The sequence below is a fragment of the Candidatus Atelocyanobacterium thalassa isolate ALOHA genome (assembly GCF_000025125.1).
In the GTDB taxonomy this organism is placed as follows: Bacteria; Cyanobacteriota; Cyanobacteriia; order Cyanobacteriales; family Microcystaceae; genus Atelocyanobacterium; species Atelocyanobacterium thalassae.
Genome location: NC_013771.1, coordinates 1,322,848 through 1,347,797 on the forward strand (window position 1 = coordinate 1,322,848; position 24,950 = coordinate 1,347,797).

The 24,950-nt window shown below is 31.4% G+C and carries 23 protein-coding genes and 1 tRNA gene; 10 read left to right on the forward strand and 14 right to left on the reverse strand.

Annotation, left to right across the window (positions count from 1 at the left end; all coding sequences use genetic code 11):
- Positions 1 to 186: 186 nt before the first annotated feature.
- The 3 genes from acpP to pheS all read left to right on the forward strand — a co-directional run bounded on the left by acpP (position 187) and on the right by pheS (position 2,831).
- Positions 187 to 435 (forward strand): acyl carrier protein, encoded by a 249-nt coding sequence (gene acpP / locus UCYN_RS05510; RefSeq protein WP_012954527.1) that lies wholly within the window; start codon positions 187 to 189, stop codon positions 433 to 435.
- Between the two features lie 83 nt (positions 436 to 518).
- A complete protein-coding gene (fabF, locus tag UCYN_RS05515) occupies positions 519 to 1,778 on the forward strand; it encodes a beta-ketoacyl-ACP synthase II (protein WP_012954528.1) in 1,260 nt (419 codons plus the stop codon).
- A gap of 48 nt (positions 1,779 to 1,826) precedes the next feature.
- Positions 1,827 to 2,831: a phenylalanine--tRNA ligase subunit alpha gene (gene pheS, locus UCYN_RS05520; protein ID WP_012954529.1), complete on the forward strand. Its 1,005-nt coding sequence runs from the start codon at positions 1,827 to 1,829 to the stop codon at positions 2,829 to 2,831.
- 52 nt (positions 2,832 to 2,883) lie between these two features.
- On the opposite strand, the gene UCYN_RS05525 is transcribed toward pheS, so the two are convergent.
- Positions 2,884 to 3,252, reverse strand: coding sequence for a DUF4346 domain-containing protein (locus UCYN_RS05525; RefSeq protein WP_012954530.1), 369 nt, complete (start codon positions 3,250 to 3,252; stop codon positions 2,884 to 2,886).
- A gap of 45 nt (positions 3,253 to 3,297) precedes the next feature.
- Positions 3,298 to 5,064: a pyruvate kinase gene (gene pyk / locus UCYN_RS05530; protein ID WP_041487785.1), complete on the reverse strand. Its 1,767-nt coding sequence runs from the start codon at positions 5,062 to 5,064 to the stop codon at positions 3,298 to 3,300.
- Positions 5,065 to 5,577: 513 nt separating this feature from the next.
- Here pyk and UCYN_RS05535 point away from each other — a divergent pair.
- The 3 genes from UCYN_RS05535 to UCYN_RS05545 all read left to right on the forward strand — a co-directional run bounded on the left by UCYN_RS05535 (position 5,578) and on the right by UCYN_RS05545 (position 9,106).
- Positions 5,578 to 6,507 carry a UDP-glucuronic acid decarboxylase family protein gene (locus tag UCYN_RS05535; RefSeq protein WP_012954532.1) on the forward strand — a complete coding sequence of 310 codons (930 nt, stop codon included), beginning with the start codon at positions 5,578 to 5,580 and terminating at the stop codon, positions 6,505 to 6,507.
- A gap of 86 nt (positions 6,508 to 6,593) precedes the next feature.
- Positions 6,594 to 7,943 carry a UDP-glucose dehydrogenase family protein gene (locus UCYN_RS05540; protein ID WP_012954533.1) on the forward strand — a complete coding sequence of 450 codons (1,350 nt, stop codon included), beginning with the start codon at positions 6,594 to 6,596 and terminating at the stop codon, positions 7,941 to 7,943.
- A 179-nt stretch (positions 7,944 to 8,122) separates the two neighbouring features.
- Positions 8,123 to 9,106 carry an aspartate carbamoyltransferase catalytic subunit gene (locus tag UCYN_RS05545; protein WP_012954534.1) on the forward strand — a complete coding sequence of 328 codons (984 nt, stop codon included), beginning with the start codon at positions 8,123 to 8,125 and terminating at the stop codon, positions 9,104 to 9,106.
- A 41-nt stretch (positions 9,107 to 9,147) separates the two neighbouring features.
- Here UCYN_RS05545 and hemN read toward each other — a convergent pair whose 3' ends face one another.
- Positions 9,148 to 10,539: an oxygen-independent coproporphyrinogen III oxidase gene (gene hemN / locus UCYN_RS05550; protein WP_012954535.1), complete on the reverse strand. Its 1,392-nt coding sequence runs from the start codon at positions 10,537 to 10,539 to the stop codon at positions 9,148 to 9,150.
- Between the two features lie 672 nt (positions 10,540 to 11,211).
- On the opposite strand from hemN, the gene acsF reads away from it, so the two are divergent.
- A complete protein-coding gene (gene acsF, locus UCYN_RS05555) occupies positions 11,212 to 12,291 on the forward strand; it encodes a magnesium-protoporphyrin IX monomethyl ester (oxidative) cyclase (RefSeq protein WP_012954536.1) in 1,080 nt (359 codons plus the stop codon).
- Positions 12,292 to 12,476: 185 nt separating this feature from the next.
- Here acsF and UCYN_RS05560 read toward each other — a convergent pair whose 3' ends face one another.
- From UCYN_RS05560 to UCYN_RS05590, 7 genes are all read right to left on the reverse strand, one after another.
- Positions 12,477 to 12,953 carry a GIY-YIG nuclease family protein gene (locus UCYN_RS05560; protein ID WP_012954537.1) on the reverse strand — a complete coding sequence of 159 codons (477 nt, stop codon included), beginning with the start codon at positions 12,951 to 12,953 and terminating at the stop codon, positions 12,477 to 12,479.
- A gap of 50 nt (positions 12,954 to 13,003) precedes the next feature.
- Entirely contained in the window at positions 13,004 to 14,638 is a 1,635-nt protein-coding gene (locus tag UCYN_RS05565) for an iron uptake porin (protein ID WP_012954538.1), read from the reverse strand.
- Between the two features lie 154 nt (positions 14,639 to 14,792).
- Positions 14,793 to 15,773 (reverse strand): cysteine synthase A, encoded by a 981-nt coding sequence (locus tag UCYN_RS05570; RefSeq protein ID WP_012954539.1) that lies wholly within the window; start codon positions 15,771 to 15,773, stop codon positions 14,793 to 14,795.
- A gap of 81 nt (positions 15,774 to 15,854) precedes the next feature.
- Complete coding sequence (locus tag UCYN_RS05575) at positions 15,855 to 17,171, reverse strand: four-carbon acid sugar kinase family protein (protein ID WP_012954540.1); 1,317 nt, start codon at positions 17,169 to 17,171, stop codon at positions 15,855 to 15,857.
- Positions 17,172 to 17,274: 103 nt separating this feature from the next.
- Positions 17,275 to 17,628, reverse strand: coding sequence for a 50S ribosomal protein L20 (rplT, locus tag UCYN_RS05580; RefSeq protein ID WP_012954541.1), 354 nt, complete (start codon positions 17,626 to 17,628; stop codon positions 17,275 to 17,277).
- A 41-nt stretch (positions 17,629 to 17,669) separates the two neighbouring features.
- On the reverse strand, positions 17,670 to 17,873 hold the full coding sequence (gene rpmI, locus UCYN_RS05585) for a 50S ribosomal protein L35 (RefSeq protein WP_012954542.1): 204 nt from the start codon (positions 17,871 to 17,873) through the stop codon (positions 17,670 to 17,672).
- A gap of 334 nt (positions 17,874 to 18,207) precedes the next feature.
- A tRNA-Ala gene (locus tag UCYN_RS05590) sits at positions 18,208 to 18,280 on the reverse strand.
- A gap of 202 nt (positions 18,281 to 18,482) precedes the next feature.
- Between UCYN_RS05590 and UCYN_RS05595 the strand changes: the two genes are divergently transcribed.
- Entirely contained in the window at positions 18,483 to 19,115 is a 633-nt protein-coding gene (locus UCYN_RS05595) for a DUF3318 domain-containing protein (protein ID WP_012954543.1), read from the forward strand.
- 265 nt (positions 19,116 to 19,380) lie between these two features.
- Here the strand turns inward: UCYN_RS05595 and glnA are convergent, their stop codons facing one another.
- Positions 19,381 to 20,802 (reverse strand): type I glutamate--ammonia ligase, encoded by a 1,422-nt coding sequence (gene glnA / locus UCYN_RS05600; RefSeq protein ID WP_012954544.1) that lies wholly within the window; start codon positions 20,800 to 20,802, stop codon positions 19,381 to 19,383.
- 417 nt (positions 20,803 to 21,219) lie between these two features.
- Here glnA and UCYN_RS05605 point away from each other — a divergent pair, with 417 nt between their 5' ends.
- Entirely contained in the window at positions 21,220 to 21,759 is a 540-nt protein-coding gene (locus UCYN_RS05605) for a hypothetical protein (RefSeq protein WP_012954545.1), read from the forward strand.
- Between the two features lie 40 nt (positions 21,760 to 21,799).
- On the opposite strand, the gene UCYN_RS05610 is transcribed toward UCYN_RS05605, so the two are convergent.
- Positions 21,800 to 22,483, reverse strand: a complete 684-nt coding sequence (locus UCYN_RS05610; RefSeq protein ID WP_012954546.1) for a Crp/Fnr family transcriptional regulator — start codon at positions 22,481 to 22,483, stop codon at positions 21,800 to 21,802.
- A 340-nt stretch (positions 22,484 to 22,823) separates the two neighbouring features.
- On the opposite strand from UCYN_RS05610, the gene UCYN_RS05615 reads away from it, so the two are divergent.
- The gene (locus tag UCYN_RS05615) at positions 22,824 to 23,507 is read left to right on the forward strand and encodes a slr1353 family protein (protein WP_012954548.1); all 684 of its coding nucleotides are present in this window, start codon (positions 22,824 to 22,826) and stop codon (positions 23,505 to 23,507) included.
- A 67-nt stretch (positions 23,508 to 23,574) separates the two neighbouring features.
- Here the strand turns inward: UCYN_RS05615 and clpP are convergent, their stop codons facing one another.
- Both clpP and UCYN_RS05625 read right to left on the reverse strand, forming a co-directional pair.
- On the reverse strand, positions 23,575 to 24,177 hold the full coding sequence (gene clpP / locus UCYN_RS05620; RefSeq protein ID WP_012954549.1) for an ATP-dependent Clp endopeptidase proteolytic subunit ClpP: 603 nt from the start codon (positions 24,175 to 24,177) through the stop codon (positions 23,575 to 23,577).
- Between the two features lie 253 nt (positions 24,178 to 24,430).
- Complete coding sequence (locus UCYN_RS05625) at positions 24,431 to 24,802, reverse strand: ArsR/SmtB family transcription factor (RefSeq protein ID WP_201763759.1); 372 nt, start codon at positions 24,800 to 24,802, stop codon at positions 24,431 to 24,433.
- Positions 24,803 to 24,950: the final 148 nt, after the last annotated feature.

The window sequence follows — 24,950 nt, forward strand, 5'->3', positions numbered from 1 at the left end:
ATAATTGATTTTTTAATTAATATTCGATTACTTTTTTATTCCCTGACTGGCCATTTACAGATAATATAAGTAATACTAAAAAAGCTTAGTAGTAAATTTAGATTTTAGGAGATGGTAAATACCGCCCCATTTCCTACTCATCATAGTAATTCTGATGAGGTATTTAGCGGTTAATAGTAAAAATTAATGAACCAAGAAATATTTGAAAAAGTAAAAGTTATTGTCATCGATAAACTTGAGGTAAAAGAAGAACAAGTTACACTCGAGGCAAATTTTGCTAATGATTTAAGTGCTGATTCTTTAGATACAGTAGAACTAGTAATGGCTTTAGAAGATGAGTTCGATATCGAAATTCCTGATGACGATGCCGAAAAGATCAGTACCGTAAAAGCAGCTGTTGACTATATAGAACAGGCTAAAGGTAAGGATCTATAAACTAAGCCTATTGAATTTAAATTCTTCTATCACCTCTCCTAGCTATGATATGAGCTAAATTAGATTTTTAATAATCGATAATCATGACAAATTCACATTTAAAGAAAGTAGTAATAACAGGATTAGGTGCAATTACTCCTATCGGCAATAATCTTAATGAATATTGGGATAGTTTAATGGCTGGACGTAGTGGGATCACCAAAATCAGTTACTTTGATGCTCAGTATCATGTTTGTCGCATTGCAGGAGAGGTTAAAGATTTTAATCCTTATGATTATTTAGATCGTAAAGATGTAAAACGTATGGATCGTTTCTGTCAATTTGGAGTATCGGCTAGTCTACAAGCATTAGCTGATTCGCAATTGGTAATTAATGAAGCTAATGCTGATCAAATAGGAATTATTATTGGTACTGGGATAGGTGGAGTAAAAGTTCTAGAAGATCAGCAGGAAATTTACTTAAAACGTGGTCCTAGTCGTTGCAGCCCTTTCACGATCCCTACAATGATTGGTAATATGGCTTCTGGACTCACAGCTATTTATACAGGGGCCAAAGGCCCTAATACTTGCACTGTAACAGCTTGTGCCGCTGGTTCTCATGCTATTGGTGATTCTTTTCGGCTCATACAACAAGGTTACGCTAAAGCTATGATATGTGGTGGGGCAGAAGCAGCAATTACTCCTTTGTCATTAGCAGGATTTGGTTCGGCAAAAGCCTTATCGACCAGGAATGATGACCCTGAGAAAGCTAGTCGCCCTTTTGATAAAGATCGAGATGGATTCGTTATGGGTGAAGGTTCAGGGATTTTAATTCTTGAAGAACTGGATCATGCCCTCAAAAGAAAAGCGAAAATTTATGGGGAAATTGTTGGTTACGGGATGACATGTGATGCTTATCACATGACTGCACCTTCACCAGATGGCGATGGTGCATCTCGAGCTATCAGGCTTGCTTTGCAAGACGGAAATATTAATTCTAGACAAGTAGGATATATCAATGCTCATGGTACGAGTACTACTGCAAATGATGTCATAGAAACAAAGGCAATTAAAAAAATATTTAACGACTATGCTTACGAAATTCCTATAAGTTCAACTAAATCAATGACAGGCCATTTGTTAGGAGGTTCAGGCGGAATTGAGGCAGTGGCGACAGTTATGGCCATCGCCGAACAAAAAATACCCCCTACAATTAATTTAGAGATCCCAGATGTTAAATGTGATCTCGACTATGTTCCTAACAAAAGTCGTTCAATAAAACTAGATATTGCCTTATCCAATTCTTTTGGTTTTGGAGGACATAACGTTACATTGGCGTTTAAGAAATACAATAAAAACAAATAAGCAATATTTGAGATAACTTAAAAAAATTCGTAATATTATTTAAAATTTATGGAAATAACTTCTAATACTTTAGAAATAGAGTTAAAATCTCTCCAGGAAGAGGCTTTAAAGGAAATAACCTCTACCATAAGTCTAAAAGATTTGGAGCAACTTAGAATCTTTTATTTAGGGAAAAAAGGAAAATTATCTCAAATATTGAGAGGAATGAGCAAACTAGATTCTTCAAAAAGACCTTATGTAGGCTCATTCGCAAACAAAGTTAAAAATGTTGTTCAAAAACAATTGGATGAGAAACTTCATGATTTAAGTTTTGCTGAGTTAAAAGCAAAAATACTTTCAGAAAGTTTGGATGTTACTATGCCTGGTGAAACAAACTTGTTAGGCAATATTCACCCATTAAATAACACTAGAGATAAAATACTAGATATTTTCATTGGATTGGGTTATCAAGTTTCTACAGGACCTCATATCGAAACAGATTACTATAATTTCGAAGCTTTAAATATACCTCCTGATCATCCAGCTCGAGATATGCAGGATACATTTTTTTTAACAAATGGCGACTTAATGAGAACCCATACTTCACCTGTACAGATTCATTACATGGAGAAGAATGTTCCACCTATTCGAATAGTTGCTCCAGGTAGGGTATATCGTAGAGATACTGTAGATTCGACTCATTCTGCAGTATTTCATCAGATAGAAATTTTGGCAGTTGATAAAGGATTAACATTTACAAATTTAAAAGGCACTGTTAAAGAATTTTTACGGCAGTTTTTTGGAGAAGAATTACCAATTAAATTTCGTGCCAGCTATTTTCCCTTTACTGAGCCTTCAATAGAAGTAGATGTTCAATGGAAAGGAAAATGGCTTGAAATTATGGGTTGTGGAATGGTAGATCCAAATGTCTTAGAAGCTGTGGGATATGACCCAGAAATTTATACTGGATTTGCAGCTGGGTTGGGAGTTGAAAGATTTGCTATGGTACTACATAAAATTGACGATATTCGACGTCTTTACACTAATGATTTGCGTTTTCTAGAACAATTCTAATTTTTAAGATATATTTTGAAATACTCAAATGCAAATTAATACATATTTCATTCTAGTCTTGAATATATTTTCTTCCCTGAGTCAAGGCTAATTCGGCTTTCGTGAATTCTCGACCAAGATAAGCAGCATGATCTAGTCTGGTGATGGGGCAATTATTATTTTCAATAATTTTTATACATAATTCTTTTGCACTACGTGCCGTGAAGATTTGATCAGCATTACGAGTTACTTTATTTTTTACAGAAATAACTTCTCTACTTTCTGGATCAACAGCTAGTCCTTTATCATTAATGATATTGGTAAAATATTTAGCACAAATCAGATCTTGACTACTATCGATATAAATTATGAAATATCCTCCTGGGTCAAGATTTATATAACGTTTAGAAAGTTTTTTATCGAGTTGTTCGACTGTTTTCATTAAATTATTTTTATTTATAGTAATTTTTATAGTAAATATTCTACTCTAACAATATTTATCCTTAGTAATACCAGAATAGACTTGTCCTTTTTCAGTATCTATGGTGATGATTATACCTTCGGAAATATTTTTAGTTGCATCTTTAAAGCCAAGAATAACTGGTACACCTAAACGAGTTCCAATTACTGCAGCATGGCTGTCTAGGCTTGATTCCTCTGTAATAACTCCTGATGCTTTTCTCATGATTTCTACAAATTGTGCATTTGTTTCAGGTACTACTAAAATATCTCCTGATTCAAAGTTATTTAAATCTTTAGCATAACTAGCAATTCTTGCTCTACCACTTGCTAAACCCTGCCCAACACCTATACCTTTACCTAGTATTGCTCTAATCGTCTCTATCTTTATTAAGTCGGTTGATCCCGTTATCCCTTGAATACTTCCAGCTGTCATGACGACCAAATCTCCGTCTTTAAGTAAATTATTTTCTTGAGCTACATTAATTGCTGATTGGAAAGTCTGAGTAGCTGATGGTGAATCTAAAACTAATAAAGTTTCCAACCCCCAAACTAATTGTAATTGTCTTGCAACATCTATTCGAGGAGTTACAGCCAATATTGGAATATGAGGACGAAATTTAGAAATATTACGAGCAGTTAAGCCTGTTTTTGTTAAAGACATTATTGCAGCTGCGTTTAATTGTTCGGCAATTTGACTAACTGCTGCCGAAATTGCATTAGTAATAGATTGTTTTCTCTGAGAGGAAATTTTTATGGTTGTAGGCTCTTTTTCTATACGTTCGGCAATAGTCGCCATAGTTTTGACAGCCTGAACAGGATATTTTCCTACAGCTGTTTCATTTGATAACATGACTGCATCAGTACCATCTAAAATTGCATTGGCTACATCAGACACTTCTGCACGAGTAGGACGAGGATTATTAACCATGCTATCTAACATCTGAGTAGCAGTAATTACGGGGATTCCTAAATTGTTTGCAGTGGCAATTAAGCGTTTTTGTAAAATAGGAACATCTTCTGGTGGTAACTCAACGCCTAAGTCCCCTCTGGCAACCATTACACCATCACATAAATTGAGAATTTGTTCCATATTGTCAATAGCTTCGTGTTTTTCAATTTTTGCAATTATCGGAATATTTTTTCCTGCATTAGTTATAATTTCTTTCACTTCTAAAATATCTTGCGAACTTCTTACAAAACTTAATGCGACCCAATCTACTTGATTTTCCAAACCAAAGATCAGATCTTTTTTATCTTTAGTTGTTAACGCTTTTACGGATAAGGAAATTCCCGGAAAATTAACACCTTTATTATTAGACAAAATCCCGCCAATAACTACTCTGCAATATAAATTTTGATTATCAATATCAACTTTCTCAACTAGCATTTCGACTTTGCCATCATCCATTAAAATTCTTGCCTGTTCTGGAACCTCTTTTATTAAATTTTTATATGTAACGTAACTAATTTCTTTATTACATTCTACTTCTCTGCTTGTAAGAATAAAAGAATCACCAGCTTCGAGAGTTATGGAATTGTTTTTAAATAATCCAAGACGAATTTTAGGTCCTTGTAAATCTTGAAGAATAGCTACAGGTTGATGTAATTCAAAAGCAATTTGTCGGATAAGCTTAATACTTTGTGCATGACATTCATGATCACCATGGGAAAAATTAAGACGAAAGGTAGTTGCGCCAGCCAAAATTAATTTGCGTAGAATTTCTTTGTCTTGAGTAGCAGGACCAATAGTTGCCACTATCTTAGTTCGACGAGGCATAGAATAAGATCGCATGATAATTTTAATAAAATATAATAACTAATATTTGCATTGTATAAAAAGTCAACTTTGCTTTGGAATTGCATGAAAGACTATCGTCGTTTAAGTATTTTTCCTGCATTTTTGATTTTTATAACTTCAGAACTAGATAGTTAATAGATAATCATTACATTAATATGTAGTTATTATTTAGTTTTTAAATTAAATTTAAGAACGAATTTTGAAAACAAGATATATTTTGATAACTTTTAGTATCTATACGAAATTTATAAGTCATAACGATTAATATAATAAATAGAAAATAAAGATAACTGTACAATATGTGAAGTTTAAATTATAAATCAGTATCAATAAGCATCAAATTGTTTCAAGTAGGTAGGTATTTTCAAAATTGGACTGTGTAGAAATAAATTTACTGAAATCATTTTTTAATTAAATTCTTGAAGTCATATATAATAAGGTTGAGTTGAAGTTATTTTAAATAATAATCAACAATAAATTAATATCACTTGTTAACTTACAGGCTACATGAAAATACTAGTTACAGGCGGTGCTGGTTTTATTGGCTCCCACCTCATTGATCGCTTAATGGAAAAGGGACATGATATTCTTTGCTTAGATAATTTTTATACTGGCAATAAAAATAATGTTTTGAAGTGGGTTGGAAATCCTCATTTCGAATTAATTCGTCATGACATAACCGAACCTATTCGTTTAGAAGTTGATCAGATTTATCACTTAGCATGTCCTGCTTCTCCGATTCATTATCAACATAATCCTGTAAAAACTATTAAAACCAATGTTTTAGGAACATTGAATATGTTAGGTCTTGCTAAACGGGTTAGCGCACGTATTTTGCTTGCATCTACTTCTGAAGTATATGGTGATCCGGATATACATCCTCAACATGAAGAATATAATGGAAATGTAAACTGTACGGGCTTAAGAGCTTGTTATGACGAAGGCAAAAGAGTAGCGGAAACTTTAGCATTTGAGTACCATAGAGAACACCAAACAGATATTCGAGTAGCACGTATCTTTAATACATACGGACCTAGAATGTCAGAAAATGATGGTAGAGTTGTAAGCAATCTTATTGTACAAGCTTTACAAAATAAATTTTTAACCATTTATGGAGATGGAACTCAAACCCGAAGTTTTTGCTATATTTCTGATATGGCAGAAGGATTGATAAAGTTAATGAATGGAAATTATATAGGTCCAATAAATCTAGGTAATCCTGATGAGTATACTATTCTAGAATTAGCTACGATAATTCATAAAATGACTAAATCAAATGCACAATTAATTTATAAAGAATTACCTAAAGATGATCCTAAAAAGAGGCAACCTGATATTACTAAAGCTAAATTTCATCTTGATTGGCAACCACAATTTTCTTTAGAAAGAGGACTGGAATTAACAATCCAGCACTTTCAAGATCAATTATTTGAATAATAATTAAGTTCATTTAGAAGAATTCTAAATATTTATAAAAACACAGTTGAATCTCAAACTTTAAACAAATTAAAAAAGATAAAATCATGCGTGTTTGTGTTATTGGTACAGGTTATGTTGGATTAGTGACTGGGGTTTGCTTAGCTCATATTGGTCATCATGTTATTTGTGTTGATAATAATGAGGAAAAGATTAAGTTAATGAAGGCTGGTCAATCTCCTATTTATGAACCTGGACTTTCAGAATTAATGCACTCTTCTATGAAAGAACAACGTTTAGAGTTCACATCAGATTTAGCGAAAGGTGTTCATCACGGAGAAATTCTTTTTACTGCAGTAGGTACTCCTGCTTTAACTAATGGAGAGAGCGATACTCGCTATGTTGAAGCTGTCGCGAGGGGTATTGGAGAAAATTTAAACTGTGGATATAAAGTCATAGTAAACAAATCTACTGTACCAATTGGATCTGGAGATTGGGTAAGAATGATTGTTATGGAAGGTTTGGCTAAACAAAATAATCCTTCCATGAAAGTAGAATTTGATGTCGTTAGTAATCCTGAATTCTTAAGAGAAGGATCTGCAGTCTATGATACATTTAATCCTGATCGTATCGTTCTTGGGGGTAACAGCAAACAAGCTATTGATTTAATGAAAAATCTTTATAAACCTTTAATCGAAAGAAAGTTTTCTCAAGATAAAACTTTACCTTTTGTTTCTTTAGTGGTGACAGATTTAAATTCTGCAGAAATGATAAAGTATGCTGCTAATGCATTTTTAGCAACTAAAATTAGCTTCATCAATGAAATTGCAAACATTTGTGATCGCGTAGGAGCAGACGTTTGCCAGGTTGCGCAGGGAATAGGGCTAGATTCTCGTATTGGTAGTAAATTTTTAAAAGCAGGGATTGGGTGGGGAGGCTCTTGCTTTCCAAAAGATGTTTCAGCTTTAATTCGTACTGCTAATGACTACAACTATGAAACACAACTACTAAATGCAGCTGTTAGGGTTAATAAAAAGCAAAGATTAATAGTTATAGAAAAGTTACAACAAGAGTTAAAAATTCTTAAAGGTAAAACTATTGGTTTATTAGGATTGACTTTTAAAGCAGATACTGATGATATGAGAGATGCTCCTGCACTGATAATAATTGAAGAACTTAATCGTTTAGGAGCTAAAGTTAAAGCATATGATCCAATAGTTTCTCAATCTGGTTTAAGTCATGGACTATCGGGAGTTATTATTGAAACTGATGCTGAAATGCTTTCAGATAAATGTGATGCTCTAGTATTAGTGACAGATTGGCAAGAATTTCTTAATTTGGACTATGAAAAAATGGCCACAGTTATGATCAACCCTGTTATTATTGATGGTCGTAATTTCTTAAAACGTGAAGAACTGCAAATGGCAGGTTTTCATTATGTAGGAATTGGTTGTTAATCAATGATTTAGTCTCATTAAAATATGAGTTTTACTATTCTAGTTAATCAACTAATATATTATGATTCTGAATATTTTTTATTCAAATAATAAAAATTAGTATTGATATTTTATTTAATAGGTAAGATGTAAATAGCTAACACAGAGTTCAATTGATTATTTCTTATTAGGTTTAGTGTATGATTTGGAGAAGACGTCATATTTTGAGTTTAGCTGATTGGGAAGAAGAAGAATACAATATACTACTTCAAACTGCTTCTAGCTTCAGCGAGGTCCTATTACGACATACTAAAAAAGTACCAGCTCTTCAGGGACTAGTAGTTACTAACATGTTTTTTGAACCATCTACAAGAACCCGTAGTAGTTTTGAACTAGCAAGTAAACGTCTTTCTGCAGATATATTAAACTTTTCTCCAGGAACCTCATCTCTAGTAAAGGGAGAAACTATTCTAGATACGGCTAAAACTTATTTAGCTATGGGAACAAACATTATGGTCATTCGCCATAAACAAGCAGGAGTTCCCAAAATAATTGCTAACGAAATGGATCGCTTGCAAAGCGGTGTCAGCATTTTAAATGCTGGGGATGGTATGCATGAACATCCTTCTCAGGGATTATTAGATTTATTTACTATTTGTTCTGAGCTAGACTCTAGTTATCCAAGATTAGAGTTATTGCAAGGTAAAAAAATCGTTATTGTTGGTGATATATTACATTCCAGAGTTGCTCGTTCAAACATATGGAGCTTAACAAAAGCAGGAGCTAACGTTCATTTAGTAGGTCCTCCAACATTACTGCCTAAGTGGTTTACAGATATAAAAAATACAGATAGCAAAGGCCAATTATTTATACATTGGAATTTGGAAGATGCTTTAAAACAAGCAGATTTCATTATGACATTACGTTTACAAAAAGAAAGAATGACAGAGGCTTTACTGCCTAGCTCGAGAGAATATCATAAATATTATGGTATTACTCATAATCATTTAAATATTTGTCAACCTAATGTAAAAATTTTACATCCAGGGCCAGTAAATCGTGGAATTGAAATCAGCTCAAAGTTAATAGATGACCTTAGTATTAGTTTAGTTCAAAAACAAATTACAAACGGTATTGCTGTCCGTATGGCTTTACTATTCTTATTGGGAACATTTTCTGAATAAAAATAATAGTATTTTTTAATAAACAAAATTATATTTTTGGCCTAAATAGATTTTGAAAATGTATTCTCCTTTGATTTTTTAAGATATGGATCAAATATTGATGCAATATTTCTAATAAGCCAGCGTCCTGAGCTAGTAACCTCTAAGCGATCATCATATAAGCTAACTAATCCATCTTTTTCCAAAGGTTGTAAATCAATTAATTCTTGTGCAAAATATTCATCAAAATTAAAGTTCAAATTATACTTGCTTTTAACACGATTTTTATCAAGTTGAGATTGACACATTAATTCCATAATGATGGAGCGACGAATAATATCATCTTGACTAAGAGCAAAGCCTTTCTCAATAGGTAAAAGCCCTTCATCTATAGTTCGATAATAATCTTTAATTTTTTTATGATTCTGGACATAAACATCGTGAAGCATACTAATAGATGTCATTCCAAAAGAGATAAGATCAGATTCTGGTTTTGTTGTATATCCTTGAAAGTTACGATGCAAGTCACCTTTCTCTTGAGCAATTGACAACTCGTCATTGGGTTTAGCGAAATGATCCATGCCTATATATACATAATTATTGTCGTTAAATTTATCAATAGCCATTTGTAAGATAGCAAGTTTTTCTGATGCGCTAGGCAATTCATCGATAGGAAGATTTTTTTGAGCAGGTTTTATCCAAGGAATATATGCAAAGTTGAATACAGCAATACGATCAGGATTCAATTCTATTGTTTTTTGAATTGTTTTTTCAAAGGTATATCTGTTTTGGAATGGCAAACCATAAATCAGATCAACATTAACGCTCTCAAAATTTGCTTCTTTTACCCAGTCCATAACCTGAAATAACATTTCTTCAGGCTGAACACGATTAATAACGTTTTGTACTTTTTCCTCAAAATCTTGAATCCCGAAACTAATACGGTTGAAACCAATATTTCTTAGAAAAAAGATAAGATTTTTATCGACATATTTAGGATTAACTTCAATAGATATTTCTGCATTTTTATCTATATTAAAGTTATTTTTGATCGTATTAAACAATTGTTCTATCTGAAGCTGATTTAGATAATTAGGTGTTCCTCCTCCCCAATGAATTTGATTTACTAATCGATCTGAAGAAACAAATTGAGAAGTTTTTTTAATATCATTCACTATATATTCTAAATAAGAAGAAGCAACTTTCTTATTTTTTGTAATGATTGTATTACACCCGCAAAAATAACATGCACTTTCACAAAAAGGAATATGACAGTAGAGAGAAAGTGGAGTTTTTTTCTTGTTACCTGATTCAATACCTAATTTAAACTCTTTCTCTCCTGAATTTATCTTCAGTTCAGTAGCAGGAGGATAGCTTGTATATCTGGGAAGAGATTTATCATATTTTTTGAGTAATTCTTGATCAAAGCTTATGCTTTTTAATTTTGATTTCATAGTTTTAATTACTTTTCAATGATTAAGATAGTCTAAAAATAGTAAATTTCAAAAAGAAAATTCAAATGAAAGTTATTATTTAACATTTGAATTTTATTTGTTACATAAGCAATAGTTTTAAATTCTTATTTCTTAACTTATTAGTCAGTTTTCCGAATTTTTATAATACTGATTGTTTTCTAATAAACTAGAAGCTTTTTAGAAAGAAACGAGCAAAAGTCTTAATATTTGTACATTAAGCTTAACTTTAAAATAGAAAATTAATAATGAATTTACGATATGGTCCTAAAACTTAACAGGGAAAAATTCATAATAGGAAACTATTTCAATATAGTTCAGCAAATTAAGTAAAAAATATTTGATTTGCTATTAAATTTAAGATTGTAATTTCTTAGTTTATTTTATTGCCATACAGTTATATTATCATTGAATTGTCCAATATGCTCAAAATTGATATCATCTCAAGTTGTAAGCTGATTATTGTTAAAACTATTAATATACTTAAAACACAAAAGTAGTTAAGCAAAAAAATATTTGGTCTTAAATAATTATTTTTTAAAAATATTGAAACTAGTTGATAAAAATATAAATTTTAATCTTTTGTTAATTCAGGGATAGACAAACTTCTTGCAAGATAAGATAATATAACTATCAAGTTATATAAATATAATTATGGTCACTACTTCAGTTAATACACAGACAAATCAGCTGAAATCTAATAAGAAAGAAGTCACTAAAGAGACTTTATTGACTCCACGTTTTTATACTACAGATTTTGAAACTGCAGCTACTATTTCTTTAAAGGATCAAGAGACTCAACTACAAGCAATGTTGACAGAAATGCGTAACGATTATAATCGTTATCATTTTGTACGTGACGAAACCTTTAAGGATCTTTCTTTAGATCATTTAGATAAAGACACAAGAGAAGGATTCGTTGAATATTTAGAAAGATCATGTATTTCTGAGTTTTCTGGTTTTTTACTTTTTAAAGAATTATCTAGAAAAATTAAAAAAAGTAACCCTACATTAGCAGAAATTTTTCATCTAATGGCAAGAGATGAAGCACGGCATGCTGGATTTCTTAATAAAGCAATGGCTGATTTTAATGTTGCATTAGATTTAGGAAAAATAACTAGAACACGTAACTACACCTTCTTTCCACTAGAGTGGATAATTTATACAGTATATCTATCTGAAAAAATTGGATATTGGCGATATATTGTTATTTTCCATCACTTAGAGAAACATCCTGAAAAAAAATTCTATCCAATCTTTGATAAGTTTGAGAATTGGTGCCAAGATGAAAACCGTCATGGAGATATTTTCAATGCTTTATTGCGTTCACAACCTAAACTTTGGAATGATTGGAAAGCAAGATTATGGAGTCGCTTTTTTCTTTTAGCTGTATTCGTAACACATACATTAACTGTACATGAAAGAGCAAAATTCTATAAATCTTTAGGATTGGATCCAACAGAATTTGACAAAGAAGTAATTCGCGAAACAAATAATACGGCTGCCAGAGCATTTCCATCTATTCTAGATGTAGAAAATCCGGAATTCTATTCCCGTTTACAGAGATGTTCAGAACGCAACTTGGCAGTGAAAGCTTTACAAAAAAGTAACAAGTTAGGAATTATAAAAACTTTAGGGAAAATTTTACTATTTACTGGCATTGCTGGAGACTTCTTTAAAGCTTTTCTTATAAAACCTATTGATACAGAAGCTTTACGCGGAGATATTCATTGATAATATTTATGTAAGATTGTCTAATCTTTATATATAAACATCTACATTTTTGCAGAACGGTGTAGATGTTTACATATAATATTAATAGATATGTTTTCAGTATTAAAATATTTTTTGCTTTACTAATCTTTTTAAAACAAAGGTAAATAGCAAAGTATTTCTTTATTTAAATCAAAAATAGAAAACTATAATATGTTAAGCTCAATTTTATTTAAATTTTCATAATTTATAGATTGTTGAATAATATTTTGATGAATCATTTCAAATTGAGGCTTTATTTCAGAATAGAATAAATGTGATGTGCAGTTACAATCAGAAGCCCCAAATTTTTCTATAGAAGCCTTAAATAAGTTACTATTCAATAATAATTTAGCCCATTGATGTTCTTGTTTTATTGAAGATGTTGAATACCATACTTCTAACGGAATTAAGTATTGTCTTAAATAATCAAGATGCCAATGTTTTTTTTTATAAATTTTTGCGTGTCTTTGTATCCTTGAGCTTAAGCCACCTGATCCAAAAGCACTTCCCACATATAGATAATACCCTAGATTTATTGGATGAATACCTAGCCTACCTATATTGACTAATGTTGAATTAAAACATAAAAATAATAAGCAATAAGTCCCTTTATCGTTTTTTGGTAACAATTTATAGCCCATAATTATAAATTTTCGAATTTATTAATAACTCTTATTTATATTAGAGTTTTCTAAAAAGTAAAAGTTGTTCTAATTGTTCCAATTACTAAATCATCATTAGCATTATCATAATTAGGTGACGTGATAATTACAATTCCAGGAGTAATCTTAACATTATTATTAATCGTATATTCATAAAAAGCTTCTAAGTGAAACGAAGCATTTTGATTACTATTAATTAATTTTCCAGGCAAGTTAATATTTGACTTAGCAACCCAAGGTTCCATTCCTATAACTATAGCACCTATTCCACCTTCAATTAGTGCATCTGGGAAAGCTAATGTTACTGCCCAATTCCAAATATCTAAGTTTCCTCTATTAATAAAGTCTTCTTGTAATATTACTGGACCAGTTTTCGTTGTAGTAAAACCTCCCCAGCCTCCGAAAATAAAATTAGGGGATACACTCCACATAAACTCTATTCCATAAGCATTATTAACAGTATCTACATTAGATGAAAATTCTTCTTGAATAAATGATTGAAAATTTGATAAACGGCTTCCTGTACCAGAATCAAGATTATTATAACCATGAACATACGTAAAATCAACAGTAAAATTTCCATCAGTTCCATATGGATACCATCCAACCTGTCCAATGACACCATAAGGACCATTAAACATTCCTGAGTCTAAATCAGGATCATTACCATTGTTAGCTAAATAACCACCACTCCACTCAAAAACTTCAAAAATAGTTCCTCGAAATCCAATTCCAGGCCCTCCAGCCATGAAATATAAAGGATTGCGGCTGCCAAATGAAGTAATTGCACCAAATGCTCTATCTCCATCTAAAAAATTCACTGTTGGTACAAAATCATCAAATGCACCACCTACTGGTTCTATAAACATTCTTACGTTTTCTGCTAAATTAAATTGATAAATAATCAACTGTACAGATAGATCAGAACTATCTGGTTGTTGAAAACCTAAATCTCCTTCAAACGTATCTGTAATAGTTGCATAGGAAGGGATTGTTCCTGTTGCAACACGAGTATAAAGTGAATCATTCCCATCAAAGCTTGTATTTAACTCAATTCGTCCTCTATAACCTAAATTATTAGTATTATGTATATCCTCAATTCCTCTCTTTTTTTCTCCATTAGTAATTCCTGTTAAACCTATAACAAACTGTCCACTAAGAGTTGTAGTAGTGGAAAATTGATGGTTTTCTATATAAGCTACTCTTTTTTCTAAATTTGATACCTTAGAACCTGAAATAATTACTTCTTTATCAAATGCTTGCATTAGATGCTTAGATATTTCGATATCTTCTTTTGAAATTGCAATATTTTCTTTTAATAATTCTTCAATAGTATTTAAACATTGATTTAATCCTGCGCTAAACTCATTGCGAGATAAATTATATTTTCCAGCAAAAATCTTATTAGGGTATCCTGAAATACAATCATACCGTTTGACTAACCTTTGTAAAGCTTTATAAGGCCAATCTGTAGTAGATATTTCTTCTAATTTAGAAAGATTAGTAACTTTAGAAGTTAATTTTCTAGAATTATGAAGAGGATTAATAAATCCATCACGGAATTTCTGAAGCTTAAGATTCTGGGATGTTTCAGGCCAAGCTTGAGTAGTAGTAGTGTTTGACAAAAAAATTATTAAAACAGCTACGCCAACTGTTTTATACATAGAAAACAAATAAAACATTAGTTTTTCACACTTCATATAAAATGAAGCTTTGTCAAAAAACAAAGAACAGAACAACAACATGATAATCCTATCTCAAGATACAGAAATTAAAATATATAACTTATTACAAAATCTTCTAAAAGATAAGTATTTATTAACATTCAATATTTAACAGACCTTTCTCTTTTAACCATTTCTTATTATAAATACGTGATTGATAGCGTGCACCGCCATCACATAATACTGTAACAATAGTATGTCCAGGACCAAGTTTTTTAGCTAAAGCAACTGCAGCTCCTACATTGATACCTACAGAGCCTCCCATGAATAAACCATCATGAGATAATAATTGATTAATTACTTGAATTGCCGTATGGTCGTTGATCTGTATAGCGTCGTCTATAGGAGCTCCTTGCATATTAGCTGTTATGCGGCTATTCCCTATGCCCTCTGTTATGGAGTTACCTTCTGATTTTATTTCACCTGTTTTTACATAACTATATAATCCACTACCCATTGGATCAGCTATTATGCATTTGATTTTAGGATTTTGTTCTTTGAGGAATAAAGCTGTACCAGCATAAGTTCCCCCCGTTCCCGTAGCTGATATCCAGGCATCTATTTTTCCATCTGTTTGATTCCAAATTTCAGGACCTGTTGTTTTATAATGTGCTTCACGATTTGCTAAATTATCGAATTGATTAGCCCAAACAGCGTTATCTATCTCTTTTGCCAATCTACTTGAAACTTTAACATAATTTTCTGGATTTTTATAAGGGACTGCAGGGACAAGTCTTACGTCTGCTCCTAATATTTTCAATAGATCAATTTTTTCTTGTGATTGAGTTTCAGGAACAACAATAATACATTTATATCCTTTAGCATTACAAATATGAGCTAATCCGATACCTGTATTGCCTGCAGTTCCTTCAACAACAGTTCCTCCAGGCTTCAGTAATCCTTTTTCTTCCGCATTTTTAATAATATATGAAGCTGCTCTATCTTTGACAGATCCTCCAGGGTTAAGGAACTCTGCTTTGCCTAAAATATTACATCCTGTCTCCTCACTATAACTTTTAATTCTAATGAGAGGGGTATTTCCAATAGTATTAATTAAATCTTTTTTAATATCCATAAATTAAAGTATTCAAACAAATAAATTATATCTCAAATGTTTATTGTATTTTAACCAAAGACTTTATGAAGTAGTTAAAACTTATTTGTTAAGAATATTATAAGCATTGGTTAAAGTTTTAACATCTCCTACATTACCAGGAAATAAAAGAATTAGTAAGCCTGGGAATAAAGTATTGTTTTCTGATGTTTTAACAATTGAACAACCAGGTAAAATTTGTCCTAATAAACGAATAGATCTTAGTTTTAAGGTTGTACGTAAAAAATTATTAGAAGTTGTACCTCCTTTACTTATTAGAAAACTAATATTACTAGGTAAATTTTGAGTAATTTTCGTTAACAATAAAAAAATAAGTTTTTCAAAATTAGATTTTTCTTCAAGAGAAGTAAAAGTTATTTGTTGTCTACTAGTATAAATAACTACAGTTTTCCCACTATTATGGATAGTTTTTATTTGGTCTAAAAATTTTGTCAAGAATCTACTTTGATTATCTAGATAATCCTGTAATTTTTTTAGGTTAATTTCAAGTCCTAAAACATTATTTTGCTGCAACAGATCATTCAATTGCTCAGTTGTTTTTTTTGAATAGGAACCGACTAAAATAATTCCCGGATTATTTTTATACTTGTATTCTTGTATATTTTTATTTTCTAACGGCTGTTTACCGATTTTAGCTAATGAAGTCAACATACTTGCAGCACCACAAAGTAAAAATTTTTTACCAAGATTTACTGCTGTTTGTAAATCTTTAGCGAAATAATTTAAATCTGACTGATGTTCTGCATCAACTACAATACAGCGATTACTATTTAGATTCATTAACTTATTTAGACTACCTTTCCTAATATCTTTCAATAATAAGCGCCCTACATCAGTTGCCTTTAATAATTTCTTTGTTTTTTCTTCTATATAGTAAGGTAGATAGCTATGGGAATAATTAAAAACAGAATCTTTAGCAAACTCTGTCCTATGGACTGGATCTAAATCAACTCTATCGTCTAAGTACTGTATGCTATTGATGGTTTTTCTTCCTCCTTCAAGAAAAGCAGGAATAAAAAAATGAGAATCAAATTCCCCGAAATTATTAGAAATAATTTCTATTTCTAAAGGATAGTGGCCTCTAAGCGTAGAATCGAAACGACTATAAATTAAAAATCTTGTTATATTTTCATTCTCAAGAGCAATTTTCAAATTATGACAAACTTGTTGAGTAATTTTTTTCGCTTCTTCTGAAATTAATGCTCGCGTATTCGTTATGATAAAGAGTATAGAAGATTTATCTCTTAAACCTAATCTAATCGTTTCTATATCCCACTCCATTAATAGCAAACAACTATGTACAGTTTGAGAGCCGGTAGGGTCATCATCTAAAACAATAATTTTTGATACACAAACCATATCCACAGTAAATAATAATTACGGCGAAGCTTATTTGCATAATGCTTCGCCGATATTAGGTTACTCAAAAATATTCTTAACTTCTTACTCAATTAATTCTTAACTATTTAGCAACCTTAGCAGCTTCTACCACTTCAGTAAACGCTTCAAAGTCAACAATTGCTAAATGAGCTAACATTTTTCGATTAATGCTAATACTAGATTTTTTCATAAGCCCGACTAGCTTGCTATAGCTTATTCCATTTTGTCTGGCAGCTGCATTAATTCGTGTAATCCATAATCTGCGGAAGTCTCGCTTGCGTTTACGACGATCTCTATAAGCATTGCGTAAAGCTTTCATTACCTGTTGATTAGCAATACGGAATAATCGAGAATGACTTCCTCGAAATCCTTTAGCAAGTTTAAGAATCTTTTTCCGACGCTTACGGGCAACATTGCCCCGTTTTACCCTTGTCATAATTCAGCTTCTAGTGTTTTGTATATTTAATATCAATTAGTTTATAGATAAGGTAACATTAGCCGAACATTTGGCTCATCTTGCTCACTGACTAAAGCAGTCTGAGATAAACGACGACGTTTTTGTTCAGAACTTTTGTGATTTAACAGATGGTTCTTATAGGCTTTACGCCTAACAATTTTTTTACCGCTTCCTGTTACCCGAAAACGCTTGGCGGCAGCTTTACGCGTTTTTAGTTTTGGCATAAATTTTGTAGAATTAAAAGACGCTTAATTAGCATAGCATTAACTAATCAATAAACGCAAAAAATCAAGAAAAAATTTTTATAAAAAAGTTCTAATGACATCGAATTTTAATATCTTAGAGAAATTTCCTACAGAAGGAATACTATGTCGCTTGGTATAGATAATTGATAAAATGGTATAGATAATTGATAAAATAAATGTTTTTTTACTAACTATCTATCAAAATTGACAATACTTTTAAAAAATTATGTACAGTCTAAACTAAATTAATTAAATTTTCTGATTATTATCTTATACATAAGATAATTTTACGGATTAATTTAATTAAAAAAAATGGAGCTAAGCGGATTCGAACCGCTGACTTTCACAATGCCATTGTGACACTCTACCAACTGAGTTATAGCCCCTCGGTTACGTTATCTATAAACATATTTGAAATAGACTTGGTTGTAATAGTAATAATGCAATGATTACTATTACTTCGTCAAGTACCTCAATTGAAAATTCACATAAAGTTTCAATATTCTATTGTTTTGATAATAAAATTCATCTACTATGTTTCTAAAGTAGAATATTAAATAACAATTACAACAAACATCATATAAAAAAATGGCATCTTATGTAACTTCGTCTGCTAGAGCAGAAATGAGTGAATTAAGGCGGTTAAGAACGCTGCTACCGCTTGAATTGCAAAACTGGGTCATGATAGAAGGAAGTACAGAAATTAATCCTCCTCTAATTCGATGTGAAGAACTTGGAAGGGATGAAGTTGAGATTCAAGTTGATTTAGCTAAATGGGAAAGTCTAGCTATAGATCAGCGAAATTTACTATTTTGGCAGGCAGTTGCTCGTATTCAAAATGATACTATACCGCGCGAAGGATGGGAAATGGCAGCTCTGGCTATTGGCTTAGGGGGAGCTGTAGGAGAACTTTGGGTCCAAGATGCTTTGTTATTAATTCTAGCTATAGGTTTATGTAGTGTCTCTGGTTATAGGCTATGGCAAAAAAATAACGGAGGACGTAAGCTTAAAGAATCTATTGAAGCAGATGAAAAAGCGATAGTTCTGGCCACACGTTTTGATTATACACTTCAAAATGCTTATAAAAGCTTAGGTAGTGCTTTCAAGACACTTATTGAACAGACTCCCAACCGTCGTCAAAGAAAAGAGTATGAATCAAGACTACAAGCCTTAAGACGTAGTGCTAGTAAAGCAAAAGAAAAAATGCAGAGAGAAAAATAATGATAATGAATTGATTTTAAAATTAACAATTAATTATGATAGTGTAAATTTGCATAAGATAGTTAACAAAGTTTTAAATAGTAAAATTAATAAGTTAGAGTCAAGGGTTATTTGTCTATTCCTTGATATAGTTATTAAAAGAAAAAGAGGAACAGTTTGTACAAACTGTTCCTCTTTTTCTTTGAGTAACTTCTATTTCTTTTAATAACTTTTATAACTTATAAATATAAGAAGTAAGAATGTCATTATAAAAGTTGAGGACCAACTATACATCATAATAAAGAGCGAACTCATAAGGATGAGGACGTAAACGCATGGGTTGAATCTCATTATCAAACTTATATTCAATCCAATTGGTAATAAAATCTTCTGTAAAGACGCCACTACTGGTTAAAAATTCATGATCCTTTTCTAAGTTTTCTAACGCTTGTTCAAGAGAAGGAGGAGTGGAAGGAATTTTATTTATCTGCTCAGGAGGTAAGTCATATATATCAACATCTAAAGACTGTCCTGGATCAATTTTATTTTTTACGCCATCAATTCCTGCACATAAAATAGCTGAAAATCCCAAATAAGGATTACATGTTGCGTCAGGACAACGAAATTCTAATCTTTTTGCTTTAGGATCAAGACCTGATACGGGAATACGAATAGAAGCAGAACGATTTCCTTGAGAATAGGCAAGATTTACAGGAGCTTCATATCCAGGAACAAGACGTTTATAAGAGTTAGTAGTAGGATTTGTTATGGCTAAAAGTGCAGGAGCATGTTTTAAAATACCACCGATATAGTGTAATGCAATTTCACTTAAATTTGCATAACCATCTCCCCAGAATAAAGGTTGTCCATCTTTCCATATCGAGTGATGAGCATGCATACCTGAACCATTATCATTAAACAAAGGTTTAGGCATAAATGTTGCTGTTTTACCATATTTCTTAGCTACATTTTTAATAACATATTTATAAGTCATTAAGTGATCTGCTGCTTCAATTAAAGGAGCAAAGCGAAATCCTAATTCGTTTTGTCCTCCTGTCGCAACTTCATGATGATGTTGTTCAACAGGAACACCGCACTTTGCCATGGTTAACAACATTTCTGTTCTCATGTCTTGCATAGTATCGGTTGGAGCAACAGGAAAATAAGCTTGTTTAAAACTTGGCTTATAACCTAAATTACCCCCTTCTTCTTTTTTCCCTGTATTCCAACGCCCTTCTACACTATCAATGTAGTAATAAGCTTTATTTTCAGTTTGATCAAAACGTATGTCATCAAAGACGAAGAATTCTGCCTCTGGTCCAAAATATGCAGTATCTCCAATGCCTGTGTCTTTTAGGTAATCTACCGCTCTTTGAGCAATCGTACGTGGATCTCTGTCATACCAGTCTCCAGTACGTGGTTCCTTGATTCCACACGTGAGACTTAGTGTTGGTTCTTTATAGAATGGATCGATCCAAGCTGTTTCAGGGTCGGGAACCATACACATATCAGACTCATTAATGGTTTTCCACCCTCTAATACTAGAACCGTCAAAAGGCACTCCATCAATGAAGGAATTTTCATTAATTTGATTATGATAAAAAGAACAATGTTGCCAAGTTCCAGGCATATCAATAAATTTAAGATCAATAATTTTAATATTTTGATCTTGCACCATTTTCAAGATTTCTTGAGCTGTTTGGGCCATGTAAAACTCCTTAGAATACTAAAATATATACAGTAACTTGATATGAGGCTTCGAACAACTGATAATACCGAAAGCTTTTTAAAGATTTTACGCAATCTAGTATTTGTCAGAGTTATTAAACTTATAAATAATATTAAATTGTGACAAAAATAAGAAGAAAAATCTTATTTTCATCTCATATGCCATGTCAATATCAATAAACTAAGAAAAAGTAATTCAATCTAATTAGATTAACGATATAGTACAATTTGATATAAGTTTATTGAACATCTTTTATTAATGCAGGTTTTATTCCAATTCAAATCCATTATTTGGTTAATTTCAAGTATATCTTTGAAACATTTCAAATATGATGTTAAACATTTCCTTACAAAAAAGCAATGGCAAAGTACGATTGTTTATTTATTAATATCCACAATGACTACTTTTATGCTTGCTTGGAACTGGAAATTAATTTGTGCAATCTTAATAGGTATCATTTTAATGATCTTTATACAGAAAGCTCAAAATAAAAGCTTTCAAAATATTGTATTAAATTGGTATAAATTTTTGAATAGCCCAAAGGGAAAACTTGCTTTAGCTGTTGTGAGCGGCTGTTTTGGAATAATGGGAAGCTACATAACTTTATCTGCATTACCTAATATTGGAAATTATTGGTTGGCAAGTGAACTAATTTTTCAAGACTTAGGAATTTTTATAATATTAATAATTCTTGTTCCGCAGTTATTTGATTTACTAGAAAAAAAGCAAAATATACAGTATAAGGAGTTAATATCCCAATTAAGTGAACTTAATCCTTTAAAGCGTTTAATTGCTGTTCAGGATGTATCTCAATTACTTGAAAAGAAACAATTAAATATAAACCAAGAAAAAGAAGTACTAGAATATTTCAAATTTATGTTGAATCAAGAACAAGAGATAGTAATTCGCCAAAATATTTTAAAAAATTTATTTTAAGGTATTTTTTGAAATTATTATTTTTTATTTGACCTATTATCTAAATTTGTTTAGCAAAATGGTTCAATTGCTTGAGATTAGTCAATGATAAGGTTTGTTGGATAGTATTTATCTCTATACAACCTTGATTTTGTAATTGTATTATGATGTTTTGACATTCTTCACGAGAGATGCCAGAAGCATCAGCTAAATCTTGGTTAGTAAATTGTAATATCTCTAATCCTTCTGATGTTAACTTGCCATAGGTTTCGGCAAATTTAATTAAAGCCTTAATTAATCTTATTTTTGGCTTTTGTTGGCGTAGTTGAAGACGGCGATATAAATAGCGATATCTTTTAACGCTTAGTTGTAGCATTTTGTGATGTACTTGAGGATCCTTAAATAGCATCTGTAAGAAGCGCTGAGCTGAAATACTTATTAAATGAACTTCAGACAAAGCGACGACATCTATACATTTAAGAGGTTCGTCAAGTATTTCCATTTCTCCCCAAAAATCACCTTTGCTGAGGATTTCTAAAGTTAGTTCTTGGCTAGAATCACGAGAACGTACTTTAACCCATCCAGAAATTATGAAGTAAATTGCCTTTCCACAATCATTCTCCTTGATAATTTCTTCATTTTGAGCATAGTGTTCTTCATCTGCTACGGATATTATCCACTCTATAGTTTCTGGACTTGCTACACTAAACAGAGGGAATAGCTCTACGATTACTTGAGTTTCCATTAAAGGTGCTTTAAGATGGCACTGAATAAAAGGTTAAAAGGTATTAATTGATTGATTTTATCTTTTTTCAATCTCCCATTCAATGATAAACCCCATAGATACTCTAAGTCTAGAGTTGTTAGAATGGTATAGAGAAGAAAATCTAACAAAAATTAGCAAACATACAGTTTTTAAAGAAATATTAACTAGATTTATTTTTAATATAAATGATTTAAAAGTATTATCTAACTAATAATATTAGAAGAAAACTATGGGAATGATATATTTTTTCATCTTTTTATATATGTAGGTGCTAGAATATCAGCTACTCAAATTAAATAGAAATACACAGATACTCATGATGTTAGACCAATTCCGTAATTACTATCCTCAAGGAAGTTTAATTAGTGAGCTAATAACTATTGATCATGGAAAATATATTGTTAGAGCATTAGTACAAATTAATGGTGTCGTTTTAGGGACAGGCTTGGCTGCAGATAATATAATAGAAATAGCTGAAGATCGTGCTATAAATAGAGCTTTGAAAAGTATAGTAGAAGCTAGATCTTCTACTAAGCTGAATTCTACTAATTTAGACTCGAGACTTAGCAATACTGCTTCAATTTCTTCAGAAAAACTAATAACACCTTTAAACACAGATACAGAAAGAAGTAAACAGGATAATAAAGACTATCTTTCATTAGACTCTAAAGCTTTAGATATAGTAGAAGAAGATAATCAAGAATTTACTAGTTTTGAAGAGCCTGACGATAAGATAAATGAATTAGAACAAGATGAAAACTTTTCTCTTGTTTCCAGTGACAATAATACTCCTCTTGATTCTAAAGCAGATAATGAATCTCTCGATTTTTCGGAAATTATTGCTCGTTCGAATATAGAATTAAAACGAGTAAAATGGACAACAGAACAAGGTAGAGATTATTTGATCAAAACTTACGGCAAAAGATCCCGCCAAGTGCTTTCTGACAAGGAACTTTTAGATTTTCTTCATTATTTAGAAAACCTTCCAACGCCCATACAGTAGAATTAGCTTGTTTTTTTATTAGATAGAGGTGGATGATTCAACACCCCTATCTAATAAGTATTTAAGTTTAAGAAGTTGGAGAGTTAGTTGTTGAGGAATCACGACTAATAACTTGATCAATTAATCCGTAATTTTTAGCCTCTTCTGCAGACATAAAAAAGTCTCGTTCTGTGTCTTCAGCAATTTTGCTTAAGGGTTGTCCTGTATGGTCGGCAAGATGATTATTCAAAAGACTTTTAAGGTAAAGGATCTCTTTAGCTTGTATCTCAATATCTGTAGCTTGTCCTTGGGCACCACCTAAAGGTTGATGAATCATAATACGGGAGTTAGGTAAACTCATTCTTTTACCTTTAGCTCCTGCACTAAGGAGGAACGCTCCCATACTTGCTGCCAAACCTGTACAAACAGTACATACATCGGGTTGAATTTTATTCATTGTATCAAAAATCCCTAGTCCAGAAGATACGGAACCACCTGGAGAATTAATATACAAATAAATATCTCTTTCAGGATCTTCTGCTTCGAGAAATAATAGCTGAGCTACAATTAAATTGGAATTTTCATCTCTAACTTCTTGTCCCAGAAATACAATACGTTCTCGTAAAAGGCGAGAATAAATATCAAATGCGCGTTCGCCACGGCCAGAGGTTTCAATAACAGTAGGAATCATGGAGCTTTTTTTTTATGTTTGTTATGATCTTAGCGACTTTATCCACACAAAACCATAATAAATTATGATAATTGTTAAATTTAAAAATTTAAATCACTCAAAATAATACTAGTATCGATTATTCTTCAACTAATGTAAGCTATGGTCAGTAAAAAAGACTTATTAAATTATAAGTTATGAAACTTATCAACAATACCAGCTCATTAATAACTTATTCTAGCTCTAATATGTTAGCTATTTTATCAGTTTTTATCTAAAATATTTTTTGAAACGTTTTTATAGATTCTAATTGTTGATTTTTCTGTTGTAACTGTATAGCAACAGAATTACAGACCAAATCACATAACGAAAAAACTAATGGATTTGCGATCGCATAAAATACATTAACACCTTCTTGAGTTCTTGTAACGATACCAGCCTGCGATAACACTTTTAAATGTTTAGAGACATTAGCTTGCCCTAGTTCTGTAATCTCAATAATTTGGGAAACATTTTTCCCCCCATTTTTGAGTGCACAAATAATTTGTAATCGACTAACTTCTGATAAGACTTTAAAGAAATCTGCAATCATTGTTAAAACTGCGGGAGATAAATTAGAGATTTCTCCTTTTTCCAAGAAATTCATCTTAGGAGTGTATTGAGAGTAAGTCGTTTCTAATATACTTTCCATAGAAGCAATAGGCTGTATAAATACTTGGTGAGCCTCATTATAGCTTAATTAGTTTCATTTTCCTATATAACTAAGTAGTTATTTATTAACCTAAAAAAGCTAT